20 protein-coding genes are annotated in these 23,148 nt (G+C 63.3%); 13 read left to right on the top strand and 7 right to left on the bottom strand.

Annotation, left to right across the window (positions count from 1 at the left end; translation table 11 throughout):
- Positions 1-21 precede the first annotated feature (21 nt).
- Positions 22-1,764: a serine protease gene (locus tag AC2FMY_RS02480; protein ID WP_496744700.1), complete on the bottom strand. Its 1,743-nt coding sequence runs from the start codon at positions 1,762-1,764 to the stop codon at positions 22-24.
- A 214-nt stretch (positions 1,765-1,978) separates the two neighbouring features.
- On the opposite strand from AC2FMY_RS02480, the gene AC2FMY_RS02475 reads away from it, so the two are divergent.
- Positions 1,979-2,908 carry a glycine--tRNA ligase subunit alpha gene (locus tag AC2FMY_RS02475; RefSeq protein ID WP_480748222.1) on the top strand — a complete coding sequence of 310 codons (930 nt, stop codon included), beginning with the start codon at positions 1,979-1,981 and terminating at the stop codon, positions 2,906-2,908.
- Positions 2,909-2,922: 14 nt separating this feature from the next.
- On the opposite strand, the gene AC2FMY_RS02470 is transcribed toward AC2FMY_RS02475, so the two are convergent.
- A complete protein-coding gene (locus AC2FMY_RS02470) occupies positions 2,923-3,555 on the bottom strand; it encodes a MarC family protein (RefSeq protein WP_496744698.1) in 633 nt (210 codons plus the stop codon).
- 91 nt (positions 3,556-3,646) lie between these two features.
- Here AC2FMY_RS02470 and AC2FMY_RS02465 point away from each other — a divergent pair, with 91 nt between their 5' ends.
- The 9 genes from AC2FMY_RS02465 (at position 3,647) to glmM (ending at position 15,898) form a co-directional block, all read left to right on the top strand.
- Positions 3,647-4,171 (top strand): DUF6446 family protein, encoded by a 525-nt coding sequence (locus tag AC2FMY_RS02465; RefSeq protein ID WP_496806932.1) that lies wholly within the window; start codon positions 3,647-3,649, stop codon positions 4,169-4,171.
- 9 nt (positions 4,172-4,180) lie between these two features.
- The gene (gene gltS / locus AC2FMY_RS02460) at positions 4,181-5,377 is read left to right on the top strand and encodes a sodium/glutamate symporter (protein WP_480748225.1); all 1,197 of its coding nucleotides are present in this window, start codon (positions 4,181-4,183) and stop codon (positions 5,375-5,377) included.
- Between the two features lie 9 nt (positions 5,378-5,386).
- On the top strand, positions 5,387-7,594 hold the full coding sequence (gene glyS, locus AC2FMY_RS02455; protein ID WP_496806931.1) for a glycine--tRNA ligase subunit beta: 2,208 nt from the start codon (positions 5,387-5,389) through the stop codon (positions 7,592-7,594).
- 87 nt (positions 7,595-7,681) lie between these two features.
- Entirely contained in the window at positions 7,682-10,222 is a 2,541-nt protein-coding gene (locus tag AC2FMY_RS02450; protein ID WP_496744690.1) for a putative PEP-binding protein, read from the top strand.
- A 187-nt stretch (positions 10,223-10,409) separates the two neighbouring features.
- Entirely contained in the window at positions 10,410-11,051 is a 642-nt protein-coding gene (locus AC2FMY_RS02445; protein WP_496744688.1) for a cell wall hydrolase, read from the top strand.
- A gap of 73 nt (positions 11,052-11,124) precedes the next feature.
- Entirely contained in the window at positions 11,125-12,501 is a 1,377-nt protein-coding gene (locus AC2FMY_RS02440; protein WP_496744686.1) for a multicopper oxidase family protein, read from the top strand.
- Positions 12,502-12,604: 103 nt separating this feature from the next.
- The gene (locus AC2FMY_RS02435) at positions 12,605-13,525 is read left to right on the top strand and encodes a dihydroneopterin aldolase (protein ID WP_480748230.1); all 921 of its coding nucleotides are present in this window, start codon (positions 12,605-12,607) and stop codon (positions 13,523-13,525) included.
- Positions 13,522-14,520: a dihydropteroate synthase gene (gene folP / locus AC2FMY_RS02430; RefSeq protein WP_496744684.1), complete on the top strand. Its 999-nt coding sequence runs from the start codon at positions 13,522-13,524 to the stop codon at positions 14,518-14,520. The genes AC2FMY_RS02435 and folP overlap by 4 nt, the downstream gene beginning before the upstream one ends.
- Before the next feature lie 31 nt (positions 14,521-14,551).
- Complete coding sequence (glmM, locus tag AC2FMY_RS02425) at positions 14,552-15,898, top strand: phosphoglucosamine mutase (RefSeq protein WP_480748232.1); 1,347 nt, start codon at positions 14,552-14,554, stop codon at positions 15,896-15,898.
- Here the strand turns inward: glmM and AC2FMY_RS02420 are convergent.
- Together AC2FMY_RS02420 and ilvC are read right to left on the bottom strand one after the other, a co-directional pair.
- On the bottom strand, positions 15,890-16,813 hold the full coding sequence (locus AC2FMY_RS02420) for a DMT family transporter (protein WP_496744682.1): 924 nt from the start codon (positions 16,811-16,813) through the stop codon (positions 15,890-15,892). The genes glmM and AC2FMY_RS02420 overlap by 9 nt on opposite strands.
- A 122-nt stretch (positions 16,814-16,935) precedes the next feature.
- Positions 16,936-17,958: a ketol-acid reductoisomerase gene (gene ilvC / locus AC2FMY_RS02415; RefSeq protein ID WP_480748234.1), complete on the bottom strand. Its 1,023-nt coding sequence runs from the start codon at positions 17,956-17,958 to the stop codon at positions 16,936-16,938.
- A gap of 131 nt (positions 17,959-18,089) precedes the next feature.
- Between ilvC and AC2FMY_RS02410 the strand changes: the two genes are divergently transcribed.
- Entirely contained in the window at positions 18,090-18,545 is a 456-nt protein-coding gene (locus AC2FMY_RS02410; protein WP_496744681.1) for an Lrp/AsnC family transcriptional regulator, read from the top strand.
- Positions 18,542-19,000 (top strand): Lrp/AsnC family transcriptional regulator, encoded by a 459-nt coding sequence (locus AC2FMY_RS02405; protein WP_480748236.1) that lies wholly within the window; start codon positions 18,542-18,544, stop codon positions 18,998-19,000. Before AC2FMY_RS02410 ends, AC2FMY_RS02405 begins: the two co-directional genes overlap by 4 nt.
- 6 nt (positions 19,001-19,006) lie before the next feature.
- On the opposite strand, the gene hutC is transcribed toward AC2FMY_RS02405, so the two are convergent.
- The gene (gene hutC, locus AC2FMY_RS02400; RefSeq protein ID WP_496806930.1) at positions 19,007-19,741 is read right to left on the bottom strand and encodes a histidine utilization transcriptional repressor HutC; all 735 of its coding nucleotides are present in this window, start codon (positions 19,739-19,741) and stop codon (positions 19,007-19,009) included.
- Between the two features lie 233 nt (positions 19,742-19,974).
- Here hutC and AC2FMY_RS02395 point away from each other — a divergent pair, with 233 nt between their 5' ends.
- Complete coding sequence (locus tag AC2FMY_RS02395; RefSeq protein ID WP_496744679.1) at positions 19,975-21,102, top strand: aminotransferase class V-fold PLP-dependent enzyme; 1,128 nt, start codon at positions 19,975-19,977, stop codon at positions 21,100-21,102.
- Between the two features lie 30 nt (positions 21,103-21,132).
- On the opposite strand, the gene AC2FMY_RS02390 is transcribed toward AC2FMY_RS02395, so the two are convergent.
- Both AC2FMY_RS02390 and AC2FMY_RS02385 read right to left on the bottom strand, forming a co-directional pair.
- On the bottom strand, positions 21,133-22,329 hold the full coding sequence (locus tag AC2FMY_RS02390) for a UbiH/UbiF family hydroxylase (RefSeq protein WP_496806929.1): 1,197 nt from the start codon (positions 22,327-22,329) through the stop codon (positions 21,133-21,135).
- A gap of 79 nt (positions 22,330-22,408) precedes the next feature.
- Complete coding sequence (locus AC2FMY_RS02385; protein WP_496744675.1) at positions 22,409-23,053, bottom strand: pyrimidine 5'-nucleotidase; 645 nt, start codon at positions 23,051-23,053, stop codon at positions 22,409-22,411.
- Positions 23,054-23,148: the final 95 nt, after the last annotated feature.

The raw sequence follows: 23,148 nt of genomic DNA, 5'->3' as shown, positions 1-23,148 counted from the left end.
TTGCGTTTCGAAACAAGTGTATCAGTCCCAGCAGCTGACCAGAACCGTCATTCCCAGCGCCCGACGCAGCAACTCGTTCGGCGTGACGCTCTCTGCACCGCTCGCCGCTTGCGGGCTCAGCCCCTTGTCGGCCAGCGCGGTTTCCAGCGCTGCGGACGCTGCCGCCAGGCTGACATCGACCGGCAGCGTCTGCCCGGTCTTGGGATCGGGCAGAAGCATGCCCAGAACCGCGCCAGTCTGGTCGAATACCGGCCCTCCGGCATCGCCACTTTGCGCCTCAAGCTCCAGCCGGGACGTTCTAGCGTTGCCATCAAGCCCCCGGATATCGGCCAGCTTGCCATAGGTCAGCGTGGGCGAGCCCAACGCGCCCTCATAGGAAAAGCCCGCCACCGCAACCTCGGATTGCAGGCGCGGCGTGGCGGTCACGAACTGTGCCACCGACATCGGTGCAAGCGTCTCGGTCGGGCGCAGCAGGGCCACGCCAAGACTTGTATCGCCGCCGATGACTTCGGCGACATGATCGTCGTTCAGGGTGATCCGGGCGCAGCCCTCGGTCACTTCGCTCACCGTGGCGACCGTGCCGCTGGCATCGACGAAAAAGCCCGACCGCGACAGCCGGGGCTTGCGGATGTTGAGACCGGCCATCAGGTCGATGCTTTGCCCGTCATCTACGCCCGCGCTGTCCGCAAGCACTCCGCCCAGTCGGGTGAAACTGGCCTTCATGCTTGCCAGAACCCGCGCGCGACGGGCGTCATCCCCGTCAGGCCAGACCAGAGTAAAGCCCTTGATCTGTCCATCCTGCAACCCGGCCTGGGTATAGCTGACGATCCCCTTGCCGCGCCCCTCCAGCGTAAAGCTGTCGCGGCTGAACTCGCGCGGGCCGTCCAGCGGCACGATCTCCAGCGACTGCATGACATCGTATAGGCCGCGCAGTGTCGCCTGATCGCCCTGCTGGCTGATCAGCAGAACCCGCACCCCCAGATCCGAGGCGCTGTCGAAATGCGCAAACGGCGCCTCATAGCGGGAAAATGCAACCGCCTCCAACGGCAGGTCCATCTCGATCCCGGCATCGCGGTCGGCATGGCGCTTCATCCCCACGCTGATCAGCGGCGCATTATAGTCGTCCATCAGGATCTTGCGCTGCTTCGTGGTCAGAACGCCGGTTTCCTGAAACCCGTTACCATATTGCCAGTCCGCCATCGAGCGGCGTGTCCCGGCCCCAAAAGCCCCGTCAATCGCCGAGTTGTAGAACCCGGCGGCCTGCAGGGCGATCTGCAAACCCTTGCGCTCTTCCGCGGTCAAAAGCCGCTCGCTCTGGCGCGCTTCGGCCACGGTTTCGTCCGGCAGATCGCTTAGGGACTGCACCGCTGTCTGTGTCTGTTCCGGGCTTTCCACAGGCGCGGTTTGCGTGGCAGGTGCCTGTGCAGAGGCGCCAATCGGCCAGAACTGCTGGCCCAATGCGCCGGGCAGGGCGATGAAACTGTCCTGCGGGATTTGCCCTTCGATGCGATAGACGCGCAGCACCTGTTCGGCATCGGACCGGGTATAAGGCCCAAGCACGATCGCGTACCAGCCCTGACGCAGCTGGAACCCGTTCACGTCGGCCAGATAGTCCGTGTAAACCTGTGCGCGATCCTGCGCCTCGCGCAGGGATGGCAGCGCTTCGATCTGAACCCAGACCGCGTCGTCCTGGCCTTGCTGCGCCACCGCAGCGCCCAATCCAAAGAAAATAAAAACGACCAAAGTCGCGAATGCTCGTATCATTTGTTGTCCCGTGTTCCGTGGGCTTATCGTTGTCAAAGCTTATGCAGGATTTTCCATCAAATGCCATGCCTGCCGCCACTGATCGCCCGGGTGTGGCGGTCGGGCGACAGCACGGGCCGGGTCGGGCGACAAAGGGCCGTTGACGCCCCCCGACCCCTTGCATAGGAAAGGCAAAACCCATTGGAACCGGGTGGACGCACCCAGAAGGACCGCCATGACCGACAAGCCTAACGCGCCGCGCTCTTTTCAGGAGATCATCCTGCGTCTGCAATCCTATTGGGCGTCAAAGGGATGCGCCATCCTGCAACCCTATGACATGGAGGTCGGCGCCGGTACCTTCCACCCGGCCACCACTCTGCGCGCTTTGGGGTCCAAACCCTGGGCTGCTGCCTACGTGCAGCCATCCCGCCGCCCTACTGACGGGCGCTATGGCGAAAACCCGAACCGTTTGCAGCATTACTATCAGTATCAGGTGCTGATCAAACCCAGCCCGCCAAACCTGCAAGAGCTCTATCTCGGTTCTCTGGAAGCCATCGGAATCGACATGGGCCTGCACGACATCCGTTTTGTCGAAGATGACTGGGAAAGCCCCACTCTGGGCGCATGGGGCCTGGGGTGGGAGGTCTGGTGCGACGGCATGGAGGTCAGCCAGTTCACCTATTTCCAGCAGGTCGGCGGCCATGACTGCACTCCGGTCTCGGGCGAGCTGACTTATGGTCTGGAACGTCTGGCCATGTACGTGCTGGGCATCGACCACGTGATGGACATGCCCTTCAATGACCCCGACGCGCCCAGCCCGCTCAGCTATGGCGATATCTTCAAACAGACCGAAGAGGAATACGCCCGCTGGAACTTCGACGTGGCCAACACCGAGGTGCTGCTCAGGCATTTCCAAGAGGCCGAGGCCGAATGCGCCGCGATCCTCGCGCAGGACCATGACGATCCCAAAACCGGCAAGCGCATCGTGATGGCGCACCCCGCGTACGACCAGTGCATCAAGGCCAGCCACATCTTCAACCTGCTCGACGCGCGCGGGGTGATCTCGGTCACGGAACGCCAGGCCTATATTGGCCGGGTGCGTGCCCTGGCCAAACAATGCGCCGATGCCTTCGTGCAGACGGAGGCGGGCGGGCAGGCGGCCTGATGGGGTTGGTTCACTCAGGCCAGTCCCGGCAGCAACGCCTTGAGCCCGTCGGTGATCATGCCTATCGCGATGGCGGCAAGGATCATCCCCATGAACCGGCTCATGATCACACGGGCGGTGGTGGACAGGCGTTGCGACAGTGCTGCCGCATTCCAGAACGTCACCGCCAGCAAGGCCACAACCAACAGAAAGACTGCGACATATCCGATCAGATGCGCGGTGCCCGTGATCTTGTGGGCATAGATGATCAGCGTGGTGATGGTGCCGGGACCGACCAGAATGGGAAAGGCCAGCGGATAAAAGGCCACCGTCTCGGCGTCGGGATAGTCCTGTTTTTCCCCTTTTGTGCCGTGGTGCGAACTGGTTTCGCTTCCGTGCAGCATGTTGAACGCGATATAAAGAACCACCAGACCGCCCGCGACACGGAAATCATCGACGCTGATCCCGAACAGCTTCAGCACCTGCGCCCCAACGGCGGCAAAGCCCGCGCCCAGAATGATGCAATAAAGCGCCGTTTTCAGCGCGATCTTGCGCTGATCCGCCACCGAGGCGCCACTGGTCACACTCAGGAAAACCGGCAGGTTGGTGACCGGGTTCATGATGGCAAAAAGCGCACCGAAAAATCCGACGGCAAAACTGGTATCCATGTCCGGCGCTCCCCTCTTATCTGCCGCCGGTCCAAACCTGACCGATTTTTGACTGCCCTGAAAGGGGCGGCCTGACCCAAGGAGTCCGACTATGACGGGAAAGATACTGGTTGCGATCCTTCTAGCGTGCTGTGTCGCGGCGGGTGCGGCGATGTATTATCTGCAGGTCTACGGGTTCTACTACGACGTGGCCGCCCGTCCGGGTCAGGACGTGGAACTGCTGGCCAGTGCCGACGGAACTCCCGTGGCGATCGAATATACAGATTTCAGCGCGATCGACGCTGACAGCTCTCCGATCCGCTACCGCGCCTGTTTCCGGACAAATCTCAGCCTCGAGGACCTCTCGACGAAATATGCCGCCGTGGACGCCGCCGAACCCCTGACCGCGCCGGGCTGGTTCGACTGTTTCGACGCGGTAGAGATCGGCGTGGCGTTGAAAGACGGCACCGCGCGCGCCTATCTCGGGGCCAAGAACATCCATTTCGGCGTCGACCGCATCGTGGCCATCACCGAAACCGGACAGGGCTATGTCTGGCATGTTCTCAACAATTGTGGGCAAAAGGCCTATGACGGCACGGTGGTGGGCGAAGAATGCCCGCCGCGGCCCGAAGGATAGACGGCGCGCATGGACATACCGGCCTTCATCACCGTCACCCTTGGTTTTGCGGTCTATCTGAGCGGGGCCGCCATCAACGCGCGCTTGGCCGTTCTGCGACGCTACAACATCCCGGAACCGGTGACCGGCGGCCTGCTGGCCTCCGCCCTTTTGCTGGCGCTCTATCTGGCGTCGGGGGTCGAGCTCGGGTTCGATCTGCGCCCGCGCGACTTTCTGCTGGTGCTGTTCTTTGCCGGGATCGGCCTGAATGCGCGGTTTTCCGATCTGGTGGCCGGGGGCAAACCACTGCTTTTTCTGCTGATCATCACCCTCATCTGCATGATCGCGCAGAACCTGATCGGCGTCGCCGGGGCGTGGCTTTTCGGTTTTCCCGCCCGGGCGGGCGTGCTGTTCGGCTCGGCCTCGCTGATCGGCGGGCATGGCACCGCCATCGCATGGGCGCCACAAGTGGCCGACCTGACCGGTTTTCAGGGCGCGACCGAACTGGGCGTCGCCGTCGCCACGCTGGGGCTCGTTCTGGCCGCCATCGTTGGCGGCCCGGTGGCAAAATACCTGGTCGAGAAAAACAGTCTGACCTCCTCCGACCCCGATCAGGAACTGACCATCGGCGTATCCGACGAGGGGGGCAGCCATGGCAGGATCGACCACCACGCAATCATGCGGGTTTTGCTGCATCTCAACATCTCCATCGTCCTTGGTTTCTTCGCGCATCAGGCCGTTCAGGCCGCAGGCGTCATGCTGCCGCTTTTCGTGCCTTGCCTGATCATGGCCATCGTCGTGGGAAACCTGCGTACCGCGCTGTTTCCAGATGCACCCCCGGTCACCCGGACGGCTGCCCTTGGCCTGATCTCGGAATTCTCGCTTGGTGCGTTCCTGGCCATGTCGCTGATGAGCCTGCAACTCTGGACCATTGCGGGACAGGGCCTCGCCATCGCCACCATCATGCTGGCCCAGACCGCATTTACCATCGCTTTCGTCATATTTGGCCTCTTCGTCATCATGGGGCGCAGCTATATGGCGGCGGTGCTCGCCTCGGGCTTTGCCGGGTTCTCGCTGGGGGCCACTCCCACCGCGATTGCCAATATGACCGCCGTGACCAAGCAATATGGCCCGTCACCTCTTGCCTTTATCGTGCTCCCCCTTGTATCCGCCTTCTTCGTGGATATCGCCAATGCCATCGTCATCCAGACGATCGTCAATTTCTAAGGACCGACCATGCCCGACCTGCTGATCGAACTGTTTTCCGAGGAAATCCCCGCGCGCATGCAGGCGCGCGCAGGTGAGGATCTGAAAAAGCGGATCACCGATGGTCTGGTCGAGGCCGGTCTGACCTATGCCCATGCCGCAGCGCTGACCACGCCACGCCGCCTGACATTGGCGGTCGAAGGGCTGTTGACGCAAAGCCCCACTATCCGGGAAGAACGCAAAGGCCCCAAGGTCGGCGCACCCGACAAGGCCGTCGAAGGGTTCCTGCGCGGTGCCCGCATCACCCGCGACCAGCTTGAGGAGCGTGACACCCCCAAGGGCGCGATCTATTTCGCCACCATCGAAAAGCCGGGCCGTCCGGCGGCCGAGATCGTGGCCGAAGTGCTCGAAGCCGCGATCCGCAATTTCCCCTGGCCCAAATCCATGCGCTGGGGCAGTTCCACCCTTCGCTGGGTGCGTCCTCTGCATTCGATCCTGTGCATCCTGACCGACGAGACCGACGCTCAAGTGGTGCCGCTTGAGGTCGAAGGCATCGCATCCGGCAACAGCACCGAAGGTCACCGTTTCATGGCGCCGGGCCGGTTTTCGGTCACTTCCTTCGACGACTATGCCGCCAAGCTCAAGCGCGCCTATGTGATGCTGTCGCCCAGCGAGCGGGCCGAGCATATCTGGAACGACGCCCAGAACCTCGCCTTCGCCGCCGGGCTGGATGTGGTCGAGGACAAGGGCCTGCTGGCCGAGGTCGCGGGGCTGGTCGAATGGCCCGTTGTCCTGATGGGGCAGATCGACGCCGAATTCCTCGACCTGCCACCCGAGGTGCTGCAGACCTCGATGAAAGAACATCAGAAATTCTTCTCGGTCCGCAATCCGAAAACAGGCCGGATAGAACGGTTCATTACCGTCGCCAACCGCGAAACCGCCGACAATGGCGCGACCATTCTGGCGGGCAATCAGAAAGTGCTGTCGGCGCGGCTGGCCGATGCCAAGTTCTTCTGGGACAACGACCTGCGCGTGGCCCGGGCGGGCATGGGCGAATGGAGCGATGCGCTGGAAAACGTGACCTTCCACAACAAGCTGGGCAGTCAGGGCGACCGCATCCGTCGCATTGCCGCACTGGCCCGCGAACTGGCCCCGGTGACCGGTGCGGATGCCGATCAGGCCGAAACAGCGGCCAAGCTTGCCAAGGCCGACTTGAGCTCTGAAATGGTCTATGAATTTCCGGAACTTCAAGGACTTATGGGGCGGTATTACATCGAAGCCGCAGGTCACGACGCTGCCATCGCCGCCGTGGCGCAGGAGCATTACTCGCCGCTCGGCCCCTCGGATGACGTGCCCACCGCACCGCTCTCGGTCACTGTCGCACTGGCAGACAAGCTGGACACGCTGACCGGCTTCTGGGCGATTGACGAAAAGCCCACCGGATCGAAAGACCCGTTTGCCCTGCGCCGGGCGGCGCTGGGGGTTATTCGGTTGGTGCTTGCCAATGATCTTCGCGTTTCGCTGGATCGACATGTCGACGCTCAACTGCTCCGCCACAAATACCACGCCCACGGCGGCGAGGCCGCGCTGCGCGACCTGATCGACGAAATCGCCGATCATGGGGTTTTTGGTGCCGCCTTCCAGGCCGTTAAGGAAAAGCTGGGCGACAATGATATCCTGGATCAGGTCGGACGCGAGGTTCCCGATCTGTCTGCGGACCTTCTGTCATTCATCCACGATCGCCTCAAGGTCTTCCTCCGCGACGAGGGCATCCGCCACGACATCATCGACGCCTGTATCGCGATGGACGGCAACGATGACCTCAACCTGCTGGTCAAACGCGCCCGTGCGCTGAACGCGGTGATCGCGACCGAGGATGGCGAGAACCTTGTGCAGGGCTTCAAGCGCGCCAACAATATCCTGACCCAGGCCGAGGAACAGGACGGCGTGGAATATTCCTATGGCGCCGATATCAAGTTCGCCGAGGCCGACAGCGAAAAGGCGCTTTTTGCCGCGCTGACCGGGGCCGAGGCGAAAATCGCCCCCGCCCTCAAGGCCGAGGATTTCCCGGCGGCGATGGCGGCGATGGCGGCCCTGCGCGCGCCGATCGACGCCTTTTTCGAAGAGGTCCAGGTCAACACCGACAACGCGGTCGTTCGCCGCAACCGGCTGAACCTGCTGAACCAGATCCGCCAGGTCTGTTCTTCGGTTGCCGATTTGACCCGGATCGAAGGCTAAGTGACCGGGCGCGCGCCAAGCGCCCGATATCACCCTTGCACCACGGGCAAAGCCGCTTATGCTGCAGGCAAGCGAAAGGATGCCGCAGTGCAGAATAATCCGGACACGACCCTCATCACCCCAGACGCGCCGGTGGCGACAACAACCCATGGTGGACGGGCGAAATGCCTTCAGCGCCTTGTGCGCCTTGATCTGCCGGTGCCGCGCACCGTGGCGTTGTCCTTTGACGCGGTGCACCACATCGCCGAAGGCGAAATGCCCGACATCGCCGCCATTCTGGGACAATTCGACCCGGCGGCGCTGCTGTGCGTCCGACCCAGTTCCGAAGATCCTGACTGGGGCGGGCCGGGGGCCATTCTGAACATCGGCATGAACGATGCCCGCTATGTCGATCTGTCCGACACGATGGGGGTCGAGGCGGCGGCCGCGCTTTACCTGCGCTTTGTGCAAAGCTACGCGATCCACGTGGCGCGGCTCGACCCGGACGAGTTCGACAATATCGAGGCCGATGGCCGCGAGGGGCTGCGCCAGTCGTTGCGCGCCTACGAGGAGGAAACCGACGAAAACTTCCCGCAGGACCGGGGCGAGCAACTGGCCGCCGTGCTGCGCTCGATGGCGCGGGCCTGGGATGGCACCACGGCCCGCCTGTTGCGACAGGCCAAGGGTGCGCCGGCGGATGCGGGTCTTGGACTTGTGGTTCAGGAAATGATCCCCGGCGTCGGTCAGGGTGAATGCGGCTCAGGCGTGTTGCAGCTGATCGATCCGGTGACCGGCCTGTCGCAGATCACCGGCCGCTACCTCAGCCAGTCCCAGGGCCGCGACGCGTTGGGCGAGGGGGTCTCGGCGCTTTATCTCGAAAAGGACCCGCGCGGCCAGTCGCTCCAGGATGTCGCGCCCGAGGCGTTTGCCGAGCTGAAAGACCACGCCGCCCTGATGCGCCGGAAACTGCGCGAGGAAATGCAGGTCGAGTTTGTGATCGAGAACGGCCATGTCCACATTCTCGATGGCGTCCGCGTCCAGCGCGGCGCGCGGGCGGCGGTACGCATCGCGGTGCATCTGGCCGAAGACGGCATCATCACCCCGCAAGAGGCGGTGATGCGGATCGATCCGCACTCGGTCAACGAGTTGCTGCACCGGCAGGTCCATCCCGAAACCAAGCGTGATGTGCTGGCAAGCGGCATTGGCGCCAGCCCGGGCGCGGCAACGGGCCGGATCGTCTTCACGGCAACCGAGGCGCAGGCCAGCGCGTCACGGCGCGAACCCTGTATTCTGGTACGCAGCGAAACCTCACCCGAAGACGTGCGCGGCATGCACGCGGCGGTCGCCGTTCTGACCGAAAAGGGTGGCATGACCAGCCACGCGGCGGTGATCGGGCGGGGCATGGGCCTGCCTTGCATCGTCGGGGCCTCAGAGATGCGGTTCCGGATGAAGGAAAAGCAGCTCGTCGCACCGGACGGGCGCATCTTCAAGACCGGCGATATCCTGACCATCGACGGCAGTTCCGGCCAGGTTCTGGCGGGCGAGCCGGAAATGCTGGAGGCCGAGCAGGACGACTGTTTCCAGACCCTGATGGCCTGGGCCGACACCGAACGTGACATCGGTATCCGGGCCAATGCCGACACACCGCAGGATGCCCAGACCGCGCGCAATTTCAACGCGCAGGGCATCGGCCTGTGCCGGACCGAGCACATGTTCTTTGATCCGGGCCGCCTGACGGTGATGCGCGAAATGATCTTTGCCCAGACCCCGTCAGGGCGTGCGGCAGTTCTGGAACGTCTGCTGCCCATGCAACGTGATGATTTCGTACAGCTTTTCCGTATCATGGAAGGGCAACCGGTGTGTATCCGCCTGTTCGATCCGCCCTTGCACGAGTTTCTGCCCACCACCCGCAGCGGTCAGCGCGAACTGGCCGACGCGCTGGATCTGCCGGTCTCGGACGTCGAACGCCGGGTTGCCGCGATGACCGAATACAATCCCATGCTGGGCCTGCGCGGCGTGCGCTTGGGCGTCACCGTGCCGGAAATCTATGACATGCAGGCCCGCGCCATCTTCGAGGCGACGCTGGAGGCCAGCATGGAGGGTGCGCCGGTGGTACCCGAGGTGATGATCCCGCTGGTCTCTGCCAAGCGCGAGGTGGAACTGGTCAAGGCGCGCATCGATGCCGTGGCTGCGGCCGTGGCCTCGGAACGGGATCAGGAGTTCGACTATCGACTCGGCGTGATGGTGGAAACCCCGCGCGCCTGTCTGCGTGCCGAAGAAATCGCTCCGCATGTCGCGTTTCTGAGCTTTGGCACCAACGATCTGACGCAGATGACCTATGGTTTGTCGCGCGATGACGCGGGCCGGTTCATGTCGGCCTATGTGCGCCAGGGTGTTTTTGTCGAGGACCCGTTTCATGTCCTTGATACGGATGGGGTTGGCGAGCTGCTGCAACTAGGCGCTGAACGCGGTCGCAAAGCGCAACCGGACGTGACGCTTTCGGTCTGTGGTGAACACGGCGGGAACCCCGAATCAATCGCGTTTTGCCGGGCAGCGGGGTTCGACTATGTGTCATGCTCGCCCTTCCGGGTGCCGGTCGCTCGGCTGGCTGCCGCTCAACTGGCGATATCCTCCAAACTTGGGGGTTGACAGGCGCACAATACACCAGGTTTAGTGGGGAAAACGTGGACTCTGGGTCACAGAATTTTGCTTGAATGGGCAAGATTCCACTTGCGTTTTTCCCTGAACTGGACCTTCGCCATCAAGTGGGTTATGAGCCTCCTCGCGCCCGCCGGGGGAGGGTATGGCGCTTAAGTGCCTGTGCGAGGTTTTCTGAATGATACGTTTTGTTGCTGCTGCGGCGGTCATGACCGCCTTTTTGTTGCCTACGACATCCAATGCGGAACGTGAGCCGGTCTATTCCGGTGGGTCCGAGGTGGTGAGCCGGAACGAACAACCGGGTCAGAGTTTTCGCGACTATCTGAAGTCTCTGAAGCCGAAAAAGGAAGCGGACCCGATCGAGGTCAGCTATACCCGCGACTGGCTCGACCAGCGACCCAAGGCGACAGGTGGCGAAAGATGGCAGTGCCTGGCCGAGGCTCTGTACTTCGAAGCCCGTGGCGAAAGCGTCAAGGGTCAGTTTGCCGTCGCCGAGGTCATCCTGAACCGCGTGGCGAACGAGCGGTTTCCCGATACGGTGTGTGGTGTCATTCGTCAGGGGACAGGTCGAAAGTACCAGTGCCAGTTCACCTATACCTGCGACGGCCACAAGGAAGTGATCGCGGAAAAAGAAGCCTATGAACGTGTGGCCAAGGTCGCCCGTCTGGCGATTGACGGTGTGGCCGATGACATCACCGATGGTGCCACCCACTATCACACCAAGGCGGTCCGCCCGTCCTGGTCGCGCGTCTTCAAGGAAACCGCGCGCGTCGGAGTGCACATTTTCTACCGGCCCAACTACCGCACTGCCAGCAACTGATTGACGCACCCGCGCTGGAACCCTGATGGCAGGGTGCGCGCAAATGCCTATATTGCGGTTCAGGAGGACCGCGATGAAACTCACCCGGCGGCAGGTACTGGCAGCTTCGGCTGCAATGGCGGCGTTTCCCGTTCGCGCAAGGGCGGCTTTGCCCGTTCTCGAAGCGCGCGAGGCAATTCAGCAGGTCGCGCCCGACAGCTATGATCCCACGCAGATCTGGAGCTTTGACGGCACCGCGCCGGGGCCGGAAATCCGGGTCAGGCAGGGGGCCCGCGTACAGCGGCGTATCCTCAACTCGTTGCCGCAACCGACCTCGGTTCACTGGCATGGTATCCGCATCGACAACGCCATGGATGGGGTGCCGGGCCTGACACAGGATCCTATCCAGCCCGGCGAAAACTTCGATTACGACTTTACCGTGCCCGACGCCGGAACCTACTGGTATCACGCGCACAATCAGACAGTCGAGCAGGTGGCCAGGGGGCTGCACGGACCGCTGATCGTTGACGAACCGGTTGCCCCGGATATCGACCGGGACCTGACACTGGCGCTGGACGACTGGCGCCTGTCGCCCGAAACCGCGCAGATTACCGAAGATTTCGACAACGGGCATGACCTCAGCCATGCCGGGCGCCTCGGTAACCTTCTGACTGTCAACGGCCGTTTCGATCCGGGTTTCGACGTTTCCACCAATGACCGGCTGCGGCTGCGGCTTATCAACGTGGCCAATGCGCGCGTGTTCGATCTTGGGCTCGACGGGCTGGATGGCTGGATCGTGGCGCTTGATGGTATGCCGCTGGATCAGCCGCAACGGGTCAACGGCTCCTTCCCGCTGGCCCCGGCGCAGCGTGTCGACCTGCTTGTCGATGTCACAGTCGAACCCGGTCTGACGGCCAGCCTCGTCAGCATCGAAAGGGACGAGGGTTTTGGTCTGGCCCGGTTCGACGTGCGTGGTCAGAACACTCAGAACCGCCGCAACATTCCCGCTCCGCTGCCGCCCAATTCGGTCGGGCAGGGGCTGAGCCTTGACGACGCACCGCTGCACCGGATGGCGATGCAGGGCGGCGCAATGCGCTGGCTGGATCACGCGCAGATCGACGGCGTTGATCTGACGGGTCAGGAACTGGCCGAACTGGGCCGGTTCTGGGCGCTGAACGGACAGGCGGCAAGGCCAGCCGATCCGTTCCTCGACGCCGCGCGCGGCAGTTCGCACCGGATCGAGTTCGTGAACGACACCGCGTTTTTCCATGCCATGCATATGCATGGCCACCATTTCCGCCTGATCCAGCCCGATGGTTCTTTGGGTCCGTGGCGCGATACGGTTCTTGTCGCGCCCGGCGAAACCCGTCAGGTCGCGCTGATGGCGGACAATCCGGGCGACTGGCTGTTGCATTGCCACATGCTTGGGCACGCGGCTTCTGGTATGATGAGCTGGTTCAGGGTCTCCTGACGACGTATTCTGTCGCTGGTGTGGCGTTTGTGAAGCTGTTATAGGCTGCCGCAACGTCTATCTAGGGCGGACCCGTCCATCGAGCCGAAAAAAGGCCAGATCTATGAGTTCTGAAATCCGCCTCGCATTTGCGCACCCGTCCGAACGCTCCGAAGCCACCGCGCCGCGCGGGCCGCTGGACCGTATCTCGTTGCGTGACCACATCGTCGAGGTCGAGATTGGCGCCTTTCAGGCCGAGCGCGGCACCACCCAGCGCATCTGTTTCAATATCGTGGTCGAGGTCAAACCCCTGACCGGACCGATTGATGACGATGTCGACCGCATCCTGTCCTATGACCGGGTGACCGAGGCCATCGCACATGAGCTGTCCGCAGAACGCCTGAACCTGCTGGAAACACTGGCCGAGCGTGTAGCGGAACGCATTCTGCTTGAACCTCAGGCCGTAAGGGCCTTTGTCCGCATCGAAAAACTTGATCGTGGCCCCGGCGCATTGGGGGTCGAGATCGTGCGCGGCAAAGACAAGCTCCATCATGACGTCGCCGCCGAGGAACGCCCCCATCCCCGCCTCGTCTTCCTGTCGAACGAGGCGATTTCGTCGCCCAACCTGACGGCATGGATCGACCAGCTGGAACATCGCAGGCGCCCGCTGATCCTTTGCGTCGGGGCTTCGCCACTTGCGGTGCCACAGACCGGGCACGCAATGACCCAGCGCCGGATCGATCTTCTGGCCATCGAACAGAACGCCTGGGTTCTGGCAGCGCGCGATCACCGCTGCGTTGTCGTCTCGACCCGGACCGAACTGGACTGGGCCATGAAGAACGGCCAGATCTGCGTCTGGGCGCCGTCCAAGATCGTGCTCGACGCGGTGGACGGCCCCTCGGCCAAACGCGCTGATGCCGTGGCGCTGTCGGCCTGGTTTGCGGCAACCTTCGAAGCCAGTGAAATGCTGGTGATCGGCGGCAATCTGCCGGAAGAGGCCAGCGTGCCCCTGCGCCAGATTCCGGTGGAGAAGGCCCAACTGTGAGCGACTACTACCGCCCACTGGTGCAACAGGGCCAGACGCAGCCCGATGGGGCCGTCCCGCTGGCAGGGACGGATATGTGGTTCACCCATGCCGAAAGACTTGACCGAAACGCCCCCGCGTCCGTCATCGAGGCGCGCGCGATCCCGGCGCAGGCACTCGACCGGCTGATCGCGCCCCGTGCCCCGGTCGCCGGTCTGGGTATGGGCCAGCCGCAGATCATGGGGGTCATCAACACCACGCCGGACAGTTTTTCCGATGGAGGGCGGCACGACACCGTCGAAACCGCCCGCGCGGCAGCGCTCGAAATGGTGGCGCATGGGGCAACGCTTCTGGATATTGGCGGCGAATCCACCCGGCCCGGGTCGCAGACCGTGGCCATCGCCGAGGAAATCGCCCGCACCGTTCCCATAATCACGGCCATCCGCGCCGAAACGGATACGGCAATCTCGATCGACACCCGCAAGACGGCTGTGGCGCAGGCCGCTGTTGCGGCGGGGGCCACGCTCGTCAATGACGTTTCGGGTTTCGTGTTCGATCCTGATCTCGCGCCCTATTGCGCCGCGCATCAGCTGCCGGTCTGTGTCATGCACATGCAGGGCGATCCGGCGACAATGCAGGACGAGCCACACTATGACAATGTGCTGCTCGACGTGTACGATTTTCTTGAGTCTCAGGTTTCCCGACTTGAGGCTCAGGGCCTTTCACGGTCGAACATCGTGGTCGATCCGGGGATCGGTTTTGGCAAGACCGAGGCGCACAACCTGACCCTGCTGCGCAATCTCAGCCTGTTTCACGGTCTGGGCTGCCCGATCCTGTTGGGCGTGTCCCGCAAGGGCTTCATCGGGCGGATCGGCAAGGAACCGCGCGCCGACGCCCGCGCACCGGGTTCTATCGCCGTGGCGCTGGCCGGGTTGGCGCAGGGGGTTCAGATAATCCGCGTGCATGACGTCAGGGAAACCGCGCAGGCCTTGCGCCTTTGGGCCGCAGTCCGGTAATCCTGTCGCCAGCAGCTAACGGAGGCACATGATGCGCAAGTTGTTCGGCACCGACGGGGTGCGGGGAACTGCCAATACCTATCCGATGACGGCGGAACTGGCCTTGCGCATGGGCGCGGCGGTGGGGCGGTATTTCCGCCGCGACGCCTCGGGTGTGCACCGGGTCGTGATTGGCAAGGATACCCGCCTGTCGGGTTACATGTTCGAAAACGCGCTGACCGCGGGGCTGACCTCGACCGGCATGAACGTGCTGCTGCTGGGGCCGGTGCCGACACCCGCCGTCGGGCTGATGACCCGCTCGATGCGGGCCGATCTGGGCGTGATGATCTCGGCCAGCCACAACCCGGCCCAGGACAACGGGATCAAGTTTTTCGGCCCCGATGGCTTCAAGCTTTCCGATCAGGCTGAAATCGAAATCGAACGGCTGATCGAAGAAGGTGTGAGGCCGGCGCAGGCGCACAACATCGGCCGCGCGCGCCGGGTCGATGACGCCCGGTTCCGCTATGGCGAGCGGGTGAAATCCTCGCTGCCGCGGGATCTGCGGCTCGATGGCCTGAAAGTGGTGATCGACTGCGCCAACGGCGCGGCTCACCGCACCGCGCCCGAAGTGTTGTGGGAACTTGGGGCCGATGTCATCCCGGTGGGGGTTGCGCCCGACGGCAAGAACATCAACCTGGGCTGCGGCTCCACCCAGCCTCGCGTCGCCGCCGAAACGGTGGTCGCACATGGTGCCGACGTCGGCATTTGTCTTGATGGCGATGCCGACCGTGTTGTCGTCATTGACGAAACTGGCGCGGTGGCCGATGGCGATCAGCTGATGGCGCTGCTCGCCACACGCTGGGCCGCCGAGGGCCAACTCAGCGGCGGCGCGCTTGTGGCGACCGTCATGTCCAACCTTGGCCTCGAACGCCACCTTGGCAGTCAGGGCTTGCGGCTGGAGCGCACCGCCGTGGGCGACCGCTATGTGGTCGAGCGGATGCGCGAAGGCGGCTTCAACCTGGGCGGCGAGCAATCTGGCCATATCGTCATGAGCGATTATGCCACCACCGGCGACGGGTTGATGGCGGGGCTGCATTTCCTGGCCGAAATGGTGGCGTCGGGCCGTCGCGCCTCGGAACTGGCACGTCAGTTCACACCGGTGCCGCAGCTTCTGAAAAACGTGCGCTTTGACGCGGGCCAGACTCCCCTTGACCTGCCCGAAGTGCAGCGTGCAATTGCCGATGCCGAAGGGGCGCTGAACGGCAAGGGGCGCCTCTTGATCCGTAAATCCGGCACCGAACCGCTGATCCGCGTGATGGCGGAATGCGAAGACGAGGGCCTGCTGGAGCAAACGGTGGATTCGGTGGTGAACGCGGTTTCGGGGGCGGTCTCAGCCTGACCGCCCGAACAGCCGCCTCAGCGCGCCATACTGGCTGAGGCCGACCCCCGACAGGATCAGCAACAGTGCCCAAATCAGGGTCGGGGGCATTGGCTCCCCCAGAAATACGGCCCCCAGAACAACAGCCCAGACCGGCACCTGATAGTTCGTCAGGCTCATGAAAACCGGCCCGGCGGTGCGCACCACAGTCACCCGCAGGATATTGGCCGCCGCCGTCGGCACCAAACCCAGAAACGCCGCCAGCCACAGCGTGCGCTGATCCGGCAGCACGGGTGGCCCGTCCACCGCCCAGGCCATCGGCACGATCGCCACCGCGCCAATCAGCAACAGAACCGTGGACAGGCCGATCGGATCGACCGGCGGCAACCGCCGCAGCAGGATCGAGGCCACCGCATAACAGGCCGCAGCCGTCAGGCAGGCCAGCCGCCCCGGCAACTCGCGCACATCGCCCGAGCTTTCGAACGCCTGCGACCCGATCAACAGCGCCACCCCGGCAAAACCGATAACAAAGCCCAAGCTGCGCCGCAGGGTCATCCGTTCGCCGGGGACAAAGAAATGCGCCAGCGGGACCACCATCAGCGCGATCGAGGCCATCGAAACCCCGGTAAAGCCCGAGGTGACATATTGCTGCCCCCACGAGATCAATGAAAACGGAATGGCCGAATTGAGCAGGGCGATGCCAATCAGGGAAATCAGGCCCTCCCTGCCCAGCGGTTCGCGGAACAGCCTGCCGCCCAGGGCCTGCCAGACCGCAAGGCTCAGCACCGCGCCAAAACCGATGCGAAAGGCCGCCAGCCAGAATGGCGTCATCTGTTCCAGCACCAGCTCGATGATCAGGAACGTCCCGCCCCAGACAAAACCCAGCGTGGCGACCATCAACCAGCTTTTCGTCGTGATCTCAGGTCGTTGGTCCATAGGCCCCTCAATACTCGAGCGAGACCAGACAGGCGCCGCAATCCCATGTCAACGGATTTCATCTCGCCCGGAAACAAAAAAGGGCGCCGCTGGGCGCCCTTTGTCTTGCGTCGGAACCGTGATCAGTTCTTCGACTTGTCGACCATCTTGCCGGCCGAGATCCACGGCATCATGCCGCGCAGCTTTTCGCCGACCTGTTCGATCTGATGCTCGTCATTGGCTCGGCGCGATGCCTTGATCGTCGGCTGGCCAACCGCATTCTCCAGCATGAAATCGCGGACGAACTTGCCCTGCTGGATGTCGTTCAGAACTTCTTTCATGGCCTTCTTGGTCTGCTCATAGGGCAGGATGCGCGGGCCGGTGACATACTGGCCGTATTCGGCGGTGTTCGAGATCGAGTAGTCCATGTTGGCAATGCCGCCTTCATAGATCAGGTCAACGATCAGCTTCACTTCGTGCAGACATTCGAAATAGGCCATCTCGGGGGCATAGCCCGCCTCGACCAGCGTCTCGAAACCGCAGCGGATCAGTTCGACCAGACCACCGCACAGAACCGCCTGTTCGCCGAACAGGTCGGTTTCGCATTCCTCGCGGAAGTTGGTCTCGATGATGCCCGAGCGGCCGCCGCCGATGGCGGAGCAATAGGACAAGCCGGTCTCCAGCGCCTTGCCGGTGGCGTCGGTGTGAACCGCAACCAGACAGGGCACGCCGCCGCCCTTGACATATTCGCCGCGCACGGTGTGGCCGGGGCCCTTGGGCGCCATCATGATGACGTCCACGCCCTCTTTCGGCTCGATCAGGCCGAAATGCACGTTCAGGCCGTGGGCAAACGCGATGGCGGCACCCGGACGGATGTTGTCATGCACGTATTTCTTGTAGGTCTCGGCCTGCAGTTCGTCGGGCATGGTGAACATGATGACGTCGCACCAGGCCGCCGCTTCGGCGATGCCCATCACCTGCAGACCTTCGGCTTCGGCCTTCTTGGCGGATGCCGAGCCTTCGCGCAGCGCGACGACCAGGTTCTTGGCGCCCGAGTCGCGCAGGTTCAGCGCATGGGCGTGGCCCTGGCTGCCATAGCCCAGGATGGCCACTTTCTTGTCCTTGATCAGGTTGATGTCGCAATCGCGATCGTAATAGACGCGCATGATGCCGGTCCTTTCTGTTTTGATTGCTGCGCTTTTACCGCCAGTTTCGGGTATTGGCGAGAGCGCTGGGATTGAGTATTTGTGAAAAAGGCGAAGAACTATTCGTCAAAATAAAAGATTGCGATAAAAACATGCTTGACGATATCGACCGCCGGATTCTGCGCCATTATCAGGCCGATCCAAGCCTCTCGACCGCCGAACTGGCCGAGCGCAGCCGCATCACTTCGGGCGTGTGCTGGCGGCGGATCGAAAAGATGCAGGCTGCCGGTATCATCCAGGGGCAGGAGGCGGTGATCGACTGGCGGGCGCTGGGCTATGCGGTCGAGGTCAGCTTGCGCGTCACGCTCGACAAGACCCAGCCACGCGCCTTTGACGAGTTCATCGCAGCGGCGCGGCAGGTACCCGAGGCGATCGAGATCCAGACCTTTCTGGGCCGGGTCGATGTGCGCCTGTCAGTGATCGCCCGCGACATGCCCCATTATCAGCAACTCTATCGCGACCGCATCCTGACCCTGCCGCATATCGCCGACATCGAGGCGCTGATGCATATCGCTCGGGTAAAGCGTGACGAGGTGCTGCCGGTATGATCGAGCTGGACGAAATCGACCGCAAGCTGCTGCGGGCGCTGGCCCAGGACGCCACCCAAAGTGCTGGCGCGCTGGGCCGCCGCCTTGGCCTGTCGCAACCCGCCACATGGCGGCGGATCAGGCGGCTGGAAGAGGCGGGGGTGATCAAGGGCCGCCGTCTGCGCCTGAACGCCGAGGCGCTGGGATTCGGCGTGACGGTGTTTCTGGGTGTCAAACTGGCGCGCAAGGGGCAGGTCAGCCTGGAAGATTTCGAACGCGCCGTCAGCGCCATCCCCGAAGTGCAGACCGTGGAGCATGTGCTGGGGCTCTACGACTATCGCCTGCGCGTCGTGGCGCGGGACCTGTCGGATTTCGAACGCGTCCTGCGGCGGCGGATCATGACGCTGCCCGGCGCCGGCGATGTCGAGGCCAACGTCCTGCTGAGCGAGGAGCGGCTGCCCGGACCGATCGGATAGATGGCCTCAATACTGGCTGCTGATCCTGAACCCGGGATGATGGGTCATCCGGGCAAAGGTCACCGGCGTGCCGTTCAGCCAGGTCATGCGCTCGGTCTGCAGCACCGGTGCGCCGGGCGTGGTGCCCATGAATTCGGCAAGGCGCCCGTCGGTTCCGATGGCGGAAAAGGTGACAGTCGCCTCGGCGAACGGGGCGGCGTTCAGCAACCACTCATGCGGGCCGGAGCGGCTGAAGTCGGCCTGTTCCACATCGGGCACCGCCGCGATGTTGATCCAGCGTTCTTCCAGTTGAAACGGGCGGTTGTCGGCGTAATGCATGCACAACAGGTGCAGCACCGGGGCATCATTGGGCAAGCCCAGTTGCGAGGCCAGCCAGGCGGGGCTGGTCAGCACTTTCCTCTCCACCAGCGCATATCGGTATTGGGAATTTCGATCTTCGACCGTCTGGCGGGCCAGCGCGATTTCCAGCCGGGCCTGTTTCGCGGGTGATCGCTTGACCCTTGTGCCGCTTTTTCGCTTGCGCTCGACAAACCCCAGTTCGGCCAGTTCCCGCAATGCGCGGTTGACGGTTGCCCGGGCGCAGCCGAACTCTTCGGCCAGTTCCGCTTCCGTCGGCAGGATCGCCCCCTGCGGCCAAATGCGATATTCAATCCTGCGTTTAACTTCATCTCTAATAAGTTGAAAACTAATGCGTTTTTGCGCCGTCACTGGTAACTCCGTACATTCATGTTCTGGCTGCATACATCTGTTCAGAAACACGTCTAAGTGTAAAGGCATGGTGACACTGTATGGTGCCATTTCTGTAATCTCTCGTTATCAAACGTTAATATTTCTTTGCCATCAGGCGGTTATCAAATTGTGGTGACCGTGAAATCGCCCCAGGTGTCGATAATCGCGGTTTTCTGACGAATTCCTGCTTTACCTGTCGTCAGGCCGAGGTCAGAAAAGGGGGACCGCGTCAGAAAGGACAGAACATGCCCGCGCTGCTTGATACCGTTGACCCCGAAGGTCTCGAAGAATTCTCCGTGGTTTTCACCGACCGCTCCCTGAATCACATGTCCGCGACCTTTCAGCAGGTCATGCGGGACATTTCGGCCACGCTGCGCGACGTCTACAATGCCGATGCCGTCGCGGTGATCCCCGGCGGCGGCACCTATGGGATGGAGGCGGTGGCCCGGCAGTTCGCGCGCGGTGCCAACGTTCTGGTGGTGCGCAACGGCTGGTTCTCCTATCGCTGGAGCCAGATTTTCGAAACCGGTGGCCTCACCGCCAGCACGACGGTGATGAAGGCGCGTCAGACCGGCAACGCCACACCGTCTCCCTTTGCCCCCGCACCGATTGAAGAGGTCGTGGCCACCATCCGCGAGCAAAAGCCGGATATCGTCTTTGCCCCGCATGTGGAAACCGCCGCCGGGGTGATTCTTCCGGATGACTACATCACCGCCATGGCGGCCGCGGCGCACGAGGTCGGCGCGCTGATGGTGCTGGATTGCATCGCCTCGGGCTGCGTCTGGGTCGACATGAAAGCCACCGGCGTCGATGTCCTGATCTCGGCCCCGCAAAAGGGCTGGAGCGCCTCGCCCTGTGCCGGTCTCGTGATGCTGTCGGAACGGGCCGAGACCCGGTTGGCCGAGACCACCTCGGACAGTTTCGCCATCGACCTCAGGAAATGGCGCGACATCATGAAAGCCTACGAGGGCGGCGGGCATGCCTATCACGCCACCATGCCCACGGATGCGTTGCGCGCCTTCCGCGACACCATGGCCGAAACCCGCGAATACGGTTTCGACAGGCTGCGCGATGCGCAATGGGCGCTGGGCAACGGCGTGCGGGCGATGCTGAAGGACAAGGGCATCACGTCCGTGGCCGCCGAAGGCTTTGGCGCGCCGGGCGTGGTGGTCAGCTATACCAGCGATCCCGAGGTGCAGAACGGCAGGAAATTCGCCGCGCTGGGCATGCAGATCGCCGCCGGGGTGCCGCTGCAATGTGATGAACCGCAGGGGTTCAGCACCTTCCGCCTCGGCCTGTTCGGCCTCGACAAGCTTTATGACGTCGATGGCACGATCGGTCGGTTGAAACGGGTTCTGGATCAGGTGCTCTGAACGGCTGGCGGGCTTCGGCCCGCCCGCGCGTCACCGCACGCCAAGCCCCATCTGCATCAGCGTCTTGCGCACCGGGGCCAGCGAGTAAAGCGCGCTCAGCCCCAGCGCCCGCGCATCCCGCAAGGGGCGCGCTTCCATCATCGAGGCGCGGTTCAGCAGGTCGATCCCCCTGACCCTCGCCGCGATCTCGTTGTGCCGCGCCTTGTGATAGGCCTCCAGCATGTCCGCATCGCCCAATCCCTCGGGCCGCGCCTGCGCCAGATCCAGCAGCGACCGCAGATCGCCCAGCGACATGTTCAGCCCCTGCGCTCCGATGGGCGGCACCACATGCGCGGCTTCGGCCATCAGCGCCACCCGCTCACCCGCCAGCCGCTCTGCCGACTGGCTGATGATGGGCCAGATGGTGCGGCGCGAGGCCAGTTTCAGCGGTCCGAACAATCCGCACGACCGCTCGGTCATCGCCGCCTCGAACGCCTCGGGCTTCATCTGCATCAGGTCCAGCGCTTTTGGTCCCCGTTCCATCCAGACGATCGCCGATGACGGCTGGCTCTGCCAGTCCGGCAGCGGCACCAGCGTGAACGGCCCGCCCGAGCGGTGGATCTCGGTCGAGACATTGTCGTGCGGGATCGGGTGGGTCACCGCAAAGGCCAGCGCCTTCTGACCATAGCGGGTGGTGTGCACGCCAATGCCCGCCGCCTCGCGCATGGGCGAGTTGCGCCCGTCTGCCGCAAGCACCAGCTTGCATGTCACGCGGTTGCCATCGCTCAGGCCGACACGGGCCTGAGCCATCCGGGTGAACAGGCTGGTGGTTGCGGTTCCGGGGCGGAAATCGACATTTGGCAATTCGGTCAACCGGGCCACCATCTCGCGCCTGAGCAGCCAGTTGGGCAGGTTCCACCCGAATGGCTGGTCCGAGATGTCGGCAGCATTGAAATCGCGCACCACGCGGGGTTCGGGCACCTCGCCGCCGGCGTCGACGATGCGCATGATTTGCAGCGGCGCGGCATGCTCGGCCAGTCGCGCCCAAAGCCCGCATTGCTCCAGCAGGCCGCGCGCGGGCTGCAGAAACGCCGTGGTGCGCAGGTCCGACCCTTCGGCGTCGCGCTCTGTCACTGGCAGGGCAGGGTCGACGCAGACCACATCGAATCCGGCGGCACCAAATGCGGCCGCCGCCGTCAGCCCGGCGATGCCGCCACCGGAAATCAGGATGTCACAGCTGGTCTTCATGGCAAAATCTCCGTTCCGGCCGGACCCTAGGCGGTTTCGCAACCCGGTGCCAAGTGACATCCTGTCCCGTGCGCGTGTCTCAGACCAGCCGCGACAGGAACGCGGTCAGATCGGCGGTGTGATGATGGATATGATCTGCCGGATGATGCTCGGGCGCCACATGTACCGTGCGCATCCCCATCTCGTGCGGCGCGGCCAGGTTTCGGGCGTCATCCTCGAACATCGCGGCCTGCGCGGCGTCGATGCCGTCACGGGCGAATATCGCCTCGAACGCCGCCCGCTCGGGCTTGGGCCGGTATCCGGCATGTTCGACGCCATAGATCGCGTCGAACAGCCCGCTCAGCCCGCGCGCCGCCAGCACCCGTTCGGCATAGGGCGCGCTGCCGTTGGTATAGACGATCCGGCGCCCCGGCAGCGACCGGATATGGTTGGCAAGGGCGGTATCCGCCTCCATATGGCTCATGTCGACCTGATGCACCGCAACCAGATAAGGATCGGGGTCCAGGTCATGTTCCGCCATCAGACCGGCCAGCGTGGTGCCGTATTGCCGCCAGTATTGCGACCGCAGCCGGTCTGCCTCGGCCCGGTCCACCCTCAGCGCATCCATGACATATTGCGTCATCAGCACCTCGATCTGGTCGAACAGGCGCATGTGCGGCGGATAAAGGGTGTTGTCCAGATCGAACACCCATTGCGTGACATGAGAGAATGCAGGCTTCACCATGCGTGCCGGTTTAGGCTGGACATGGTCGGATTTCAATCTTGATTGCAGGCACACCCGGCGGATAGACAGGTCCGAACAGGGAGCCAGATGACACC

The sequence above is a fragment of the Ruegeria sp. YKSE079 genome (assembly GCF_059612845.1).
Note: the sequence above shows the minus strand (reverse complement) of the source record. Positions and strands in the feature narration are given on the sequence as shown.